This is a genomic window from Streptomyces sp. NPDC002446 (assembly GCF_053595675.1).
In genome coordinates, this window is sequence record NZ_JBSFYC010000017.1 from 43417 (window position 1) to 56048 (window position 12632).

A 12632-nucleotide genomic window follows, 5' to 3' on the forward strand; every position below is an offset into this window, starting at 1 on the left:
CGTGCGCCGGATGCAAGCCCTTCGCACGCCACTTCGCCCCGTGCCGCCCGCCGGGACCGGTCCGCCCTCAAGGCATCGCCGGTACGGTGGACCTCCGCCACGGGCCTGCCGCCCGTCCCCTCGGATTGCGAGATGTCCGATGAATCAATCCGCAGCCCACACCTTTCTGGCCGCGGCGGTAGTGGTGCACAACGGCCGTGTGCTGATCGTGCGCCGTAGCTACCGCGAGCGCTTTCTGCCCGGCGCGTGGGGCGTGCCGTGCGGCAAGCTGGAGCGCGGGGAGTCCGCCGAGAGCGGGGCCCTGCGGGAGCTCAAGGAGGAGACCGGACTCCTCGGCGTCATCGTCGCGCGCACCGGCGCCTCCAGCTTCCTGAGCGACTATCAGGGCCGCCGCGTCCGCAACCACCAGGAGAACTTCATCGTCCGCCCGCTGACGCTGGACGTCGTGCTGCCCAGCGCCGACCAGGCCCACCGCTGGGCACGGCCGGCCGAGCTGGCCGGGGCCGGTGTCGACGCGTACAACCTGAACGTGATCCGGCAGGCGCTCTGCGGCCGGCTGGACGCGGCGGGGCTGCGCGCGATGACGGCCCGCTTCGGGTACGCGGGGCTGGGCCCGCTCCCGTTCAGCAGCCCAGAGAGCGCGCCAGTGCGTCGAGTTCGGCAAGATAGACGGCCGGCGACAGCGGAGTCTTGGGCGGTGGATCCGGGCGCCCGGCGCCGGCCCTGACCGCGCCGGCCCTGACGGCGGCGGAGCCCGGCCCGGCGCCGTTCCTGACATAGACATCGGTCACCGCACGCTGCGGGACGGTCTCCAGGAACAGCGTCACCGTCGGCTGCTCGCTCACCACCCGGTGCAGCGTACGGGCGTCCAGGCCGTAGCTCCGCCCGGCGCCGTACCGCTCGGTGCGCAGCAGCCGCAGCCGGGCGTCCCCGACCCGCCGCAGCCGCCACGTCCCGCCCGGCCCGTCGATCGTCTCCCGGTAGGCGACCGCGGGCATGCCGTCCGGGGCCGGTTCGTAGCACTCCATCCGGACGCGGCCGCGCACCACGGCCGAGGCGATGGCGCAGCGGTGGTTGTGGATGTGCTCGGGGGCGGCGCCCGTGCCGCCGTGCCAGAAATGGACCCGCAGCATGAAGCGGGGCGCGCCGGGCAGCAGCAACAGCTTGTCGAAGCCCAGCACATGGCGGTACGAGAGCCGGGTGCACTCCGCGAGGTCCCCCTCGCCGGCGGATAACCGGCGCACCAGCGGGCCGAGCGTGCCGGGCCGCGCCAGCTCGGCGATCACCGCCCGCGCCGACTCGGGCGACGGGGGCCGCGGCCCGCCGCCGAGCCGCTCCGTCAGCAGCCGCCGGGCTTCCTCGACCTGCATGTCCGCCTCCCGTCCACCGGGTCCGCCGACCGCCGGCGGAACCGCTCCCCGCACCCGGCCCGTCTCACGGCCGGTAGACCATCAGTGCATGGCGCCGCAGCACCGACAGGCCCTGGTACGTCATCCACACCGGATGGCCCATGGGCCCGTCGTCCCACCGCCACACCCCGCCCTGCTGCATCCCCCGCACCCGCGCCACGGCCGCGGACAGCCGCTCCTCCCACACCGGCAGCAGCTCCCCCTCCGCGGCGATCCTCCGCGCCCCGTCCGTCATCAGGGCCCGGGCCACCCAGGCGGCCGAGAAGTGCCGTACCGACAGCAGCTCCTGATGCAGCGGGTCCTCTTGGCCCGGCCGCCGCACCTCCTCCTGACAGTTGTCCAGATCCACGGCGCCGTCCGGCAGCGTCGCCGCGCCCGCCAGCAGCCAGCGCAGCCCCTCCTCGCGCACCGCGCGCTGCCGGGCGTCCTCGCCCAGCACCCGGGCGGCCCGGTCCAGCGTCACGACGGCCCGCGCGGTGTGCACCGCGGACGGCGCCGGATCGCCGAGTCCGCCGGCCAGCGCCGCACCCCAGCAGCGGTGGTGGTCGCGCACCGGGTCGGCCGTGGCGCCGTTGACCAGGACCTCGCGCAGCCGCTCCAGCGCCGGGGAGCCGGGCGAGGCCCGCAGCAGACCGCGCAGCACATTGGTCACCACATAGGTGTTGTCCAGCCCCGAGGCGTCGTGGTCCGGGTCCAGCAGCGCCTCGCAGGAGTGTGTTTCGGCCTCCAGCAACCGCGGATCGGCGCCGGCCCGCGCCAGCGCGCCCAGCACGATCGCGGTCACCTCGGGACGCGCCCCGCTGCCCTGCGAGCGGGCCGCCCACCCGCCCCCGGGAAGCCGCAGGCGCCAGAGCGTCTCGGCCACCTCACCGGCCCGTATGCGGCCGTCGTACGGCGCGATGTCGAGCAGCAGATGCAGCCCGTACGCCGTGCCGAACGCCGTCGGGTGCACCGGCGGACGGCTCTCCGCGAGGGAGTGCGGCCAGCCCGTGAGCGGACCGAGGCCGGGCATCTCGATCGCCGAGAGGCCCCGGCGCAGCGCGTCGTACGCGCCGTCCATCAGCACGGGCAGCGACCCGGCCGACAGCGCCGCGGGACCGGGCGGCAGCGCCTTCGCGGCGGCCGCGGCACGGGCCTGCAACAGGGCCGCCGCCAGCCACACCACGGCGCCCGCCCCGACGCCGGCCGTCGCCGCGAGGAAGTACCGCGCCGTCTCGTCCGCGAAGCCCTCCGGCAGCAGGCCCACCAGCGTCTGGAACACCCCGAACGCCGCGGCCGGTGCGCCCAGCCGCCCCAGCCAGGTCAGCAGCCTCGCCTGAAGGGAGGGCGGCTCTGCGACGGCCGGCGGCCCGGGTTCCGGCGCGGGCGGGCCGCCGGCCGCGCCGGGACGCTGAGGTGGTAACTCCTGCTGGAGCATCGCCTGACCCCTCCCCCCGGGCGCGCATCCCCCGCACCGCGTGTGCGAAGGACATCCCGATCAGTGTAGGAATCCCCACTGACAACGGGGTCGCACACCTGTCGCAGTCCGTGCCCGGCCACCGCGGTCCGCGTTCACCCCGGCCCGCCGGAACCCGTCAGCAAGACCACCTCCAGCGTCCGCGGCCCGTGCACCCCCTCCACCCGGTCCAGTTCGATGTCGCTGGTGGCGGACGGCCCGGAGATCCAGGTCAGCGGGCGGCGCGGCGCCAGCCTCGGCAGCGCCTCCGGCACCGAGCCGACGACCTGGCCAGGGACCCGGACGACACAGATGTGATGGTCGGGCACCAGCGTGATCCGCCGCCTGCCCTGGTCAGGACCGGCGTCCAGAACCAGGGTCCCGGTCTCCGCGACGGCCACCGCACAGCCCGTCACCACACTGTCCACGGCGTCCAGTTCATGGTGCGTACCCTCCGCGCGGTCCGCGACCCGGACGATGCCGGAGTCGGCCGACAATGACGCCTCCAGCCATGCCGGATCCAGTCCCGGCGGCGCCACCACCGTCCGCGCCCCGCGCTCCGCCAGCAGCCGGCCGATCAGCTCCGGCAGCGCGTCGGGAGTGCTGCGGTGCACGATGGCCCGGTAGTCCGCGAGGTTCTCCGCGAGCAGTTCGACGGTCTGCTCGGTCGTACGGGACCCGTGCACCCGGTGGTAGTCACGGACGACCGGCGGATCGTCGGGGCCCCGCCCGTCCGGCCCCGACCCGCGCGGCACATCCGCCAGCGCCCGGCGCACCCGCCCCAACACCACGTCACGGCCGCTCACTTGACGTCACCTCGCTGCCCGGACTCTTCCGCTGCCGTCCCCCGGGTGCGCTGCCACCAGTCGCGGAAGGACTCGGCCGGTACCGCCGGCAGCTCACGGGTCTGCGACCAGGCGCGGCCCGGCCCCGGCAGCCGCCGTGGGTGGAGCCGGCGGGTGCGGGCCGCCAGCCGCATCCCGCGGCGCAGCGCGCCCGGATGGTCGAACGCCCAGGCCGCCGCGCGCATCGCGGCCCGCTCCGCGGCATGCCCCTTGGCCGGTTTGACCACCGTCCGGTTGCCGCCCCGGGTGACGGGCCCGCCCTCGGCCACCCGCTCGCGCAGATGCACCAGCACCTCGGGGATGTCGATGGCGACCGGGCACACCTCGTAGCAGGCCCCGCACAACGATGACGCGTACGGCAACGATGCCTCCAACGGATCGGCCATACCGCGCAGTTGGGGGGTGAGGATGGCCCCGATCGGCCCCGGGTAGGGCGAACCGTACGCATGCCCGCCGGCCCGCTCGTACACCGGGCAGACGTTCAGACACGCCGAACAGCGGATACAGCGCAGCGCCTGCCGTCCGACGGTGTCGGCGAGGGTGTCGCTGCGCCCGTTGTCGAGCAGTACGAGGTGGAAGGTCCGCGGCCCGTCGCCGTCCGTCGTCCCCGTCCAGGTGGAGGTGTACGGGTTCATCCGCTCGGCGGTGGACGAGCGCGGCAGCAGCTGGAGGAAGATCTCCAGGTCCTGCCACGTCGGCACCACCTTCTCGATGCCGACCACCGAGATCAGCGTCTCGGGCAGGGTCAGGCACATCCGCCCGTTGCCCTCGGACTCCACGACCACCAGCGTGCCGGTCTCGGCCACCATGAAGTTGGCGCCGGAGACACCGACCTTCGCGGACAGGAACTTCTCCCGCAGATGCAGCCGTGCCGCCTCCGCCAGCTCGGCGGGGGAGTCGGACAGCCCCTCGGGCGCCGGACGGCCCCAACGGCCCATCTCCCGCCGGAAGATGTCACGGATCTCGGTGCGGTTGCGGTGGATCGCCGGGACCAGGATGTGCGACGGCAGATCGTCACCGAGCTGCACGATGAGCTCGGCCAGATCCGTCTCGTACGCACGGATACCGGCCTTTGCCAGCGCCTCGTTCAGCCCGATCTCCTGCGTCGCCATCGACTTGACCTTGACCACGTCGCGCTCACCGGTCTCCCGCACCAGCGCGGTGACGATCCGGTTGGCCTCCTCGGCGTCGGCCGCCCAGTGGACCTGGCCGCCCGCCGCCGTGACCGCGGCCTCCAGCTGCTCCAGATAGTGGTCGAGACGGCGCAGCGTACGGTCCTTCACCGCGGCGCCCGCGGCCCGCAGCTGCGCCCAGTCGTCCAGCTCGGCCACCGCCTTCGCCCGCTTGTCGCGGATGGTGCGGGTGGCATGGGTGAGATTGGCGCGCAGCCGTGCGTCGCGGGTGGCGGCCGCCGCGGCCCGGGGGAAAGCCGGCATGCCCAGATAGGTGCCGCTCACCGCAGGCCCCCTTCCGTACTGGCCAGGATCTCGGCGATATGGACCGGGCGGACCGGTGAGCCCTGCCGGGCGAGGGTGCCGCCGATGTGCAGCAGACAGGAGTTGTCGACGGTACAGACCGCCTCGGCGCCGGTGCCGACGACATGACGGACCTTGTCCGCGCCCATCGCCGCCGAGACGGCCGGGTTCTTCACCGCGAACGTGCCGCCGAAGCCGCAGCACTCCTCGGCGCCCGGCAGCTCCCGCAGTTCCAGGCCCCTGACCTGGGCGAGCAGCCGCCGCGGCCGGTCGCCCAGCCCCAGCATCCGCAGACCGTGGCAGGTGGGGTGATAGGTGACGGTGTGCGGGTAATAGGCGCCGACGTCCTCCACCTTGAGCACATCCACCAGGAACTCCGTCAGCTCGTACGTCTTGGGCACCGCGAGCGCCGCCGCCTCGGCCAGCTCCCGGCCGCGCCCCTCGGCGGCCGCCTTGGCCCCGATCCGCGGGTAGTTGTCCCGCACCATGGCCGCGCACGAACCGGACGGGGTGACGACATAGTCGTAGTCCCGGAACGCCCGGTCGAAGCGGCGCACCAGCGGCTCGGTCGCGTGCCGGTAGCCGGTGTTGAACTGCGGCTGGCCACAGCAGCTCTGCTCGGCGGGGAAGTCGACCGTCACCCCCAGCCGCTCCAGCAGTGTCACCACCGCCTGGCCGGTCCGGGGCCGGAGCAGGTCGTTGATGCAGGTGACGAACAGTGCTACACGCACGTTGCCATCTCCTTTCGGCCGCCCTGGCCCCTGGCGGCCATCCGCTTCCGCGGTACATGATCACCTGTCGGCTCATCCTGCCCCAGCGGCAGGCCCAGGAGAAGAACCGGGAGCAGAACCGGGATCGGAGGACCATGTCGAGTGCCGAGTTCATAGCCGAGGACCGGACGCCCGAGGGCGCCCGCCCGCCGTCGCGGCCACGGCAGCTGGCCGCCGCCTCCATCGGCAACGCCGTCGAGTGGTACGACTGGTACGCGTACTCCTTCCTCGCGGTCTACTTCGCCGAGCAGGTCTTCCCCCGGGGCGCCGGCAACTCGCTGGTGCCGCTGCTGTCCACCTTCGCCGTCTTCGCGGTCGGCTTCTTCATGCGGCCGGTCGGCGGGCTGCTGATGGGCGCGGTCGCCGACCGGCGGGGCCGGCGGGCCGCACTGACCCTCACCATCCTGCTGATGGGCGGCGGCAGCCTGCTGGTCGCCCTCACCCCCACCTATGCGGCCACCGGAGTGCTGGCTCCCCTTGTGCTGGTCGTCGCCCGTCTCGTGCAGGGACTGTCGGTCGGCGGCGAGTTCGCGGCCTCGACGACCTTCCTCGTCGAATCGGCCGGGCCCGGCAGGCGCGGGCTCTTCTCCAGCTTCCAGTACGTGTCCACGACCCTCGGCCAGCTGCTGGCCTCCGGGACCGCGGCGCTGCTCGCCACGCTGCTGACCGAACGTCAGATGGGCCAGTGGGGCTGGCGGGTGCCGTTCCTCATCGGTGCGCTGCTGAGCCTGCTGGGCCTGTGGATCCGGCGCGGCGCACACGAGACCCTGACCCAGGCCCCCGCCGCCGAGCCGCGCGCGTCCGAGCGCCCCGGCCTCTTCGAGGCGCTCCGCCGCCACCCCCGTCAGTCCCTGCGGATCTGCGGCATCACCGTCGGCGGCACCCTCGCGTACTACACCTGGACGACCTACCTCCCTACCTACGCGCAGGTCAACGCGGGCTTCGACAAGGGCGACGCGCTGACCGCCGGCACCCTCTCGCTCGTCTTCTTCGCACTGCTCCAGCCGCTCGGCGGGCTGCTCTCGGACCGCATCGGCCGCAAACCGCTGCTGCTCGGCTTCTCCCTGGGCTTCGCCGTCCTTGCGGTACCGCTGCTGCAGCTCGTCACCGACGCGTTCGCCTCGCTGCTGCTGGTGCAGTGCGCGGGCATGGTGCTGCTCACCGGATACACCTCGGTCGCCGCGGCCGTGAACGCCGAGCTGTTCCCCGCGCGGGTCCGCGCCGCCGGCATCGGCTTTCCGTACTCCCTGACCGTCGCCCTCTTCGGCGGCACGGCCCCTTACGTCGGTACCTGGTTCGCACAGGCGGGCCGCCCCGGCCTCTTCCCCTGGTACGTGGCGGTGCTGTGCCTGGTGTCCTTCGTCGTCTATCTGACGCTGCCCGAGACCTCCCGGCAGAAGCTGGAGAAGTAGCCGGCGGACACGCGGAGCGCCGCCCCTCCCGGGACGGGGAGGGGCGGCGCTTGGGTGCTGCGATCCGTCAGACCAGCCAACCGAGGACGTGGACGATGCCGGCGATCACGCTGGTGAGGATGTCGTTCATCTGGCTTGTGCTCCTTGAGAAGTCATGCGATGTGGGACCAACTCTCCGGCCCAGCAAGGGAGTCGACCGGAGGCGCCGTGACGGTCTGCAGCCCGTCGCTTGCGCCCCGTAAGCATCACCTGGCACGGAGTGCCCAGGGAAGCCCCTCCGGTATCGATCACGCTTTCCAGTGAACAGTCGTTCCAGTGTTCGTTTTCGTTCGTGTAAACGCGCGAAAACCGAACTGACGGTTGGGCGTTGCGCCGCCGCGCACGAGTGAGGCACGGCTGCGGGACGCGCGCCGCTCCCGGCGCCCCCACGCACACCGGACCGCCCGGTTCACCCGGCAACCGCCACCGCCTCCCGCTCCGGCTCCGCCTCCCGCTCCCGCTCCGGCTCCCGCGCCAGCAGTCGGCGGATGTCCCGTACCGCGGCCCGGCCCGCACGGTTGGCGCCGATGGTGCTCGCCGACGGCCCGTAACCCACCAGGTGCACCCGTGCGTCGCGCAGTGCACGGGTGCCCGCCATCCGTATGCCGCCGCCCGGCTCGCGCAGCTTCAGCGGGGCGAGGTGGTCGATGGCGGCGCGGAACCCGGTCCCGTACAGCATCACGTCGGCGTCGACCCTCCGCCCGTCCGGCCAGACGACACCGGTGGGCGTGATCCGCTCGAAGAGCGGCAGCCGCTCCAGTACGCCGCTCTCGCGGGCCCGCCGGATCGCGTCGGTCATCGGCAGCCCGGTCACGCTCACCACGCTGCGCGGCGGCAGCCCCTGCCTGACCCGCTCCTCGACGAGGGCGACCGCGGCCCGGCCCTCGGCCTCGCCGAACGGGCCCTCGCGGAAGACCGGCGGCCGACGCGTCACCCAGGTCGTGGCCGCCGCCACCGGGGCGATCTCCAGCAACTGCTGTACGGCCGAGGTCCCGCCCCCCACCACCACGACCCGAGCGCCGCGGAACTCCTCCGGCCCGGCGTACTGCGCACTGTGCAGCTGCCGCCCGCCGAACGTCTCCTGCCCGGGAAACCGCGGCCAGAAGGGCCGGTCCCACGTCCCGGTCGCATTGATCAGCGCCCGCGCCGCGTACGGTCCCTCCGACGTCTCGACCAGCAGCCGCCCTTCCCCAGGGGCCGCGACCGGCTCCGTCCCGAGGGGACCCCCGGCGGCCTCGCGCACCGCGAGCACACTCACCGGCCGGTGCACCCGCAGCCCGAAGGTCTGCTCGTAACTGCCGAAGTACGCGCCGATCACCTCGGACGACGGCCGCCGGGGATCGGCGCCGGTCAGCTCCATGCCCGGCAGCGCATGCATGCCGTGCACCTTGTCGTAGGTCAGTGTCGGCCAGCGGAACTGCCAGGCACCACCGGGCCGCGGAGAGTGATCGAGCACCACGAAATCCCGGTCCGGCTCGTACCCCGCCTGCCGCAGATGGAAGGCGGCGGCCAGCCCCGCCTGCCCGGCCCCGATCACCACGACCTCGACCGCTCGCACCCCGGAGTAGTTCATGCTTCTACCAACCAGGGAAGGCGTCGATCTCTTCCCGCCCCTCCCACCACCCCTCTCCCACCGCCCCTCCCCCCGCTCCGGTCAGCGCCCCGCGGCTCCGCTCACCGGCCGCCGGTGACCAGCAGCGGCGCGCCGCCCGGTGCGGACGCCGGCCGGCCGTTGGCGGCCGGTACGCCCGCCAGCGGAGACGGCCCGGCGTCCAGCAGCCCGCGGGCGGCGAGCTCCGGCCGTACGCCCTCGCCGAACCAGTACGCCTCCTCCAGGTGCGGATACCCGGAGAGCACGAAGTGCTCGATGCCCAGGGAGTGGTACTCCTCGATCCGGTCGGCGACCTCGGCATGGCTGCCGACCAGCGCCGTACCCGCGCCACCGCGTACCAGCCCCACCCCCGCCCACAGATTGGGCGAGATCTCCAGCTTGTCGCGCGAGCCGCCGTGCAGCGCGAGCATCCGCTGCTGACCCACCGACTCGCTCCTGCCCAGGGCCTGTTGGGCGGCCGCGACCGTCTCCGGGTCCAGATCGTCCAGCAGCCGCCCGGCGGTCGCCCATGCCTCCTTCGACGAGTCCCGAGAGATGGTGTGCAGCCGGATCCCGAACCGGACCGTTCGCCCCTCCTTCTCCGCCAGCCCCCGGATCCAGTCGGCCTTCTCCTTCACCTGCCCGGGCGGCTCGCCCCACGTCAGATACACATCCACGTTCCGGGCGGCGACCGGCCCGGCCGCCGCCGACGACCCCCCGAAGAAGATCTGCGGCAGCGGGTCCGGGGGCAGCGCCGTCAGACCGCCCTGGACCTGGTAGTGCTCCCCCTGGAAGTCGAACGGCTCACCGCCCCAGACACCCCGTACGACCTGCAGGAACTCATCCGTACGGGCATAGCGGCGATCATGGTCGAGATGATCGCCGAACCGCTTCTGCTCGGTCGAGTCACCGCCGGTGACCACGTTCAGCAGCAGCCGCCCGCGCGAGATCCGCTGAAAGGTCGCGGCCATCTGCGCGGCCAGCACCGGCGAGATCACCCCCGGCCGGAACGCGACCAGGAACTTCAGCCGCTCCGTGACCTGGGTGAGCGCGACCGTCGTCAGCCAGGCGTCCTCGCACCACGTGCCGGTCGGCGTGAGCACCGCCTCGAACCCCAGCTGCTCCGCGGCCTTGGCGATCTGGGCCAGATACTCGACGTCCGGGGCCCGCACCCCGCTCACCGGCGTGATGCGGTCGCGCCGGATCCCCCCGTCCGTATAGGCGTGCCGGTCGACGAGCGTCCGCCCGTCGCCGCCGGTCGGCAGAAACCAATGCAGGTGTACGGACATCTCACTCGGCCTTTCCGTAGATACGCGGCGCCGTCATCGACGGCGGAAGCTCCCCGTTGCGACGGGGGTCGGCGAACTCCCCCGAGCGCGACCGGGGGACAGCCGAACACATCTCAACGGCACGGCATCGGAAGGCCCGTACGCCCGTTCAACGGCGCGCGAGAGAGAAGATGAAGAAAAGGAGATGAAGAATCAGTCAGCACGCGCCGCGACGACACGCGGCAGACGACACCCGCAGCAGGTCGATATGACCGCGCGTGGTGAGCAGGACTGAGAGGCGCATGTCGCCGAACGTAGCGGCGCCCTCCGGGACGGGGCAATCCTCGTCTCGCCAACTGGACCTTTATTACTGCAGCGTGGCTTCGGCATTGCGGGCAACCTCCACCCGCGGCCCCGCCGGCGGGGTCCGACGCGGGCCCCGGACAGCGCCGCCCTCAGGCGTCCCTCCGGCCGGCCACCGCATACCGCGCGATCGTCGACAAGGCCACCTCTCGCCCGTCACCGACGACCAGCCAGCCCTTGGCGAGGAGGGACTGGAGCAGCCCCCGGACCTCGTCGCCCAGCTCGTCCGCCAGGTCGTCGTCCGTGGGGCGGCGCCCCGCCCGATGGAGCGCCGCCACGTGCAGAACGAGCGCTTCCTCCTGCGCGGTGATGTGGAAGTCCATGGGGTGAAGGTATGCGCGCCCGTTGTCCGCCGCCACGCGGATGAGGGGAGCAGCGGACGGGCCGAGGTCTGCGGCCGGGCTACCCCAGAAGGACAACCGGACCTGTCGTCGGGGGTTGTCCCGGTTGGTGTCCGGCAAACCAACTGCTGGCACCTCCCCAGTTCTCGGCCTCTGCAAGTATCAAGGATTGTGTTCCGGAGTGGTGTCATAATTATGTAGACGGGTTCCGTCAGAGCCGTACACGTTGAGGACGTAGCCCTGATTGAGCTGTACGCCTTCCCGGGTGAGGAAGGGCGCCAAATTGGTGGCGAATTTGTCGAAATTCGCGTAGGTAGTCTTCTTGTGCGTCCATACGGTCAACACGAGTACGCCCTTGCGATTCTTCGCGTAGCTGATGCCGGAAACGTTGGTGTCTCCTCCCTCCTTTCGGTAGCGGTCGGCCAGTTCCGCGGCGGCCTTCGATGGGGTTGAGGTGATGACCGGAGGGCCCGTTGGGCTCACCTTGCGGTCATGGTGCGCATCGTTCTCAAAGCTGCATCCGGCGAGCAGAACGGCGGCAGCCAGAAAGGGAATTGGCAGAATTCGTCTCATGCGGGGAGTTCTCCTTCAGTGGCCGGAGCTCTGTGAGGCGTGGCCTCATGAAATCGGGAAGGCACGGGCAACAGGGGTTACGGAACTTTCCAGAGACGGAACAGGAGCCCCGATCCCGTGCCCCTCCGACGCATCCCGGAAGTTGAGGTCTGCGGTCCGGCGGTCGGTCGAGCCAACGCGACCGTAGGTAGATGGTGCACCTTTCTCAACCGGTTTAATCAACCACTAATGACGCAAAAAGGGTGTACGGCGCTATCACCCTTATGTAACTCATCACGGTTGCGTCATCTAGAGCCACGAAACGGCAACGAGACGACAACGAACCGACCGCGAGGTATTTCCCGCTTTTGGATTGGTGGCGGGAGGAAGCGACCGGTGAGCAGCCCCCCACCAGAAGCCGCTGCACAACTCGCCCGCTCAATCGCCTTGCACGGAAGGGCTTCCAGCACCCATCGACCGGAACCGGCATGCATGGTGATATGCGTGCCGGAAGCGGCCTGCACCACAACGGCGCTCGATGCGTGGGTCTTGCGAGTGCGAAAAGACGCGGGGCGGTCCTGCAGCGCGAATTGACGGGCTGCCACGAGGTCTACGTCGGCCCCGCGACCCGATGGCGCCTGATCATCCAGAACCTCGACGCCCCCACCTCCTCGCAGCACCGCCGGGAGATCTAGCTCCTGGCGCCCTGTTCGCGGACAGCCAGTGGCAGGCCGTTCGCGACGCCGAGCCGTTCCGCATGGTCTCGTGCGACGGGCACGCCGCGTTCCGGATCCGCGGTGGCTGGCTCCATGAATACGACGAACTGCTCGACGCGGATAAGTCGACGTGGCGCATGTCCGCCGGCCCCTCCCCTCTGCGCGCCCAGCTGGTAGGCAAAGGCGCCCAGGGGACCGTGCACTGTGTTCTGCACGGGGGTGAAGCCGGTCAGCGTGATCTTGTCTGGCTCGCCGAACTTCCGGCTTCCGGTGACGCTCGCCAAGGAGCTGATCACGCTGGACGACGTCTCCGGCGTGTGGGCCCCTCGGTATCGCCGCGGGCGGCAACGGCTTCGACGCCACCCACGTTCGGGCAGGAGGCGCGGACGGCGAAGAATCCCGGTTCCGGCTCCAGT

Annotated in this window: 14 protein-coding genes; 3 read left to right on the top strand and 11 right to left on the bottom strand. The window is 71.8% G+C overall.

Annotated elements, in window-relative coordinates; all coding sequences use genetic code 11:
- The first annotated feature begins 139 nt into the window (after positions 1 to 139).
- The gene (locus ACWD6P_RS12820; protein ID WP_451444086.1) at positions 140 to 727 is read left to right on the top strand and encodes an NUDIX domain-containing protein; all 588 of its coding nucleotides are present in this window, start codon (positions 140 to 142) and stop codon (positions 725 to 727) included.
- Here ACWD6P_RS12820 and ACWD6P_RS12825 read toward each other — a convergent pair.
- The 5 genes from ACWD6P_RS12825 to ACWD6P_RS12845 all read right to left on the bottom strand — a co-directional run bounded on the left by ACWD6P_RS12825 (position 624) and on the right by ACWD6P_RS12845 (position 5895).
- Positions 624 to 1370: a hypothetical protein gene (locus ACWD6P_RS12825; RefSeq protein WP_451444087.1), complete on the bottom strand. Its 747-nt coding sequence runs from the start codon at positions 1368 to 1370 to the stop codon at positions 624 to 626. The genes ACWD6P_RS12820 and ACWD6P_RS12825 overlap by 104 nt on opposite strands.
- A 64-nt stretch (positions 1371 to 1434) precedes the next feature.
- The gene (locus ACWD6P_RS12830) at positions 1435 to 2826 is read right to left on the bottom strand and encodes a hypothetical protein (RefSeq protein WP_451444088.1); all 1392 of its coding nucleotides are present in this window, start codon (positions 2824 to 2826) and stop codon (positions 1435 to 1437) included.
- A gap of 134 nt (positions 2827 to 2960) precedes the next feature.
- Positions 2961 to 3650, bottom strand: coding sequence for a LutC/YkgG family protein (locus tag ACWD6P_RS12835; protein WP_451444089.1), 690 nt, complete (start codon positions 3648 to 3650; stop codon positions 2961 to 2963).
- The gene (locus ACWD6P_RS12840; RefSeq protein WP_451444090.1) at positions 3647 to 5146 is read right to left on the bottom strand and encodes a lactate utilization protein B; all 1500 of its coding nucleotides are present in this window, start codon (positions 5144 to 5146) and stop codon (positions 3647 to 3649) included. Before ACWD6P_RS12840 ends, ACWD6P_RS12835 begins: the two co-directional genes overlap by 4 nt.
- Entirely contained in the window at positions 5143 to 5895 is a 753-nt protein-coding gene (locus ACWD6P_RS12845; RefSeq protein ID WP_451444091.1) for a (Fe-S)-binding protein, read from the bottom strand. The genes ACWD6P_RS12840 and ACWD6P_RS12845 overlap by 4 nt, the downstream gene beginning before the upstream one ends.
- A gap of 134 nt (positions 5896 to 6029) precedes the next feature.
- Here ACWD6P_RS12845 and ACWD6P_RS12850 point away from each other — a divergent pair, with 134 nt between their 5' ends.
- Positions 6030 to 7346: an MFS transporter gene (locus ACWD6P_RS12850; protein ID WP_451444149.1), complete on the top strand. Its 1317-nt coding sequence runs from the start codon at positions 6030 to 6032 to the stop codon at positions 7344 to 7346.
- Positions 7347 to 7794: 448 nt separating this feature from the next.
- Here the strand turns inward: ACWD6P_RS12850 and ACWD6P_RS12855 are convergent, their stop codons facing one another.
- The 5 genes from ACWD6P_RS12855 to ACWD6P_RS12875 form a co-directional block, all read right to left on the bottom strand.
- A complete protein-coding gene (locus ACWD6P_RS12855) occupies positions 7795 to 8958 on the bottom strand; it encodes an NAD(P)-binding domain-containing protein (protein WP_451444092.1) in 1164 nt (387 codons plus the stop codon).
- A gap of 101 nt (positions 8959 to 9059) precedes the next feature.
- Positions 9060 to 10265, bottom strand: a complete 1206-nt coding sequence (locus ACWD6P_RS12860; RefSeq protein ID WP_451444093.1) for an LLM class flavin-dependent oxidoreductase — start codon at positions 10263 to 10265, stop codon at positions 9060 to 9062.
- A 196-nt stretch (positions 10266 to 10461) separates the two neighbouring features.
- Positions 10462 to 10548, bottom strand: a complete 87-nt coding sequence (locus tag ACWD6P_RS12865; RefSeq protein ID WP_451444150.1) for a putative leader peptide — start codon at positions 10546 to 10548, stop codon at positions 10462 to 10464.
- Positions 10549 to 10699: 151 nt separating this feature from the next.
- Positions 10700 to 10930 carry a hypothetical protein gene (locus ACWD6P_RS12870; protein WP_451444094.1) on the bottom strand — a complete coding sequence of 77 codons (231 nt, stop codon included), beginning with the start codon at positions 10928 to 10930 and terminating at the stop codon, positions 10700 to 10702.
- A 180-nt stretch (positions 10931 to 11110) separates the two neighbouring features.
- Positions 11111 to 11521, bottom strand: a complete 411-nt coding sequence (locus ACWD6P_RS12875; RefSeq protein ID WP_451444095.1) for a hypothetical protein — start codon at positions 11519 to 11521, stop codon at positions 11111 to 11113.
- 521 nt (positions 11522 to 12042) lie between these two features.
- Here ACWD6P_RS12875 and ACWD6P_RS12880 point away from each other — a divergent pair.
- Complete coding sequence (locus ACWD6P_RS12880; RefSeq protein ID WP_451444096.1) at positions 12043 to 12195, top strand: hypothetical protein; 153 nt, start codon at positions 12043 to 12045, stop codon at positions 12193 to 12195.
- On the opposite strand, the gene ACWD6P_RS12885 is transcribed toward ACWD6P_RS12880, so the two are convergent.
- On the bottom strand, positions 12192 to 12512 hold the full coding sequence (locus ACWD6P_RS12885; RefSeq protein WP_451444097.1) for a hypothetical protein: 321 nt from the start codon (positions 12510 to 12512) through the stop codon (positions 12192 to 12194). The two genes, ACWD6P_RS12880 and ACWD6P_RS12885, sit on opposite strands and share 4 nt — an antisense overlap.
- Positions 12513 to 12632: the final 120 nt, after the last annotated feature.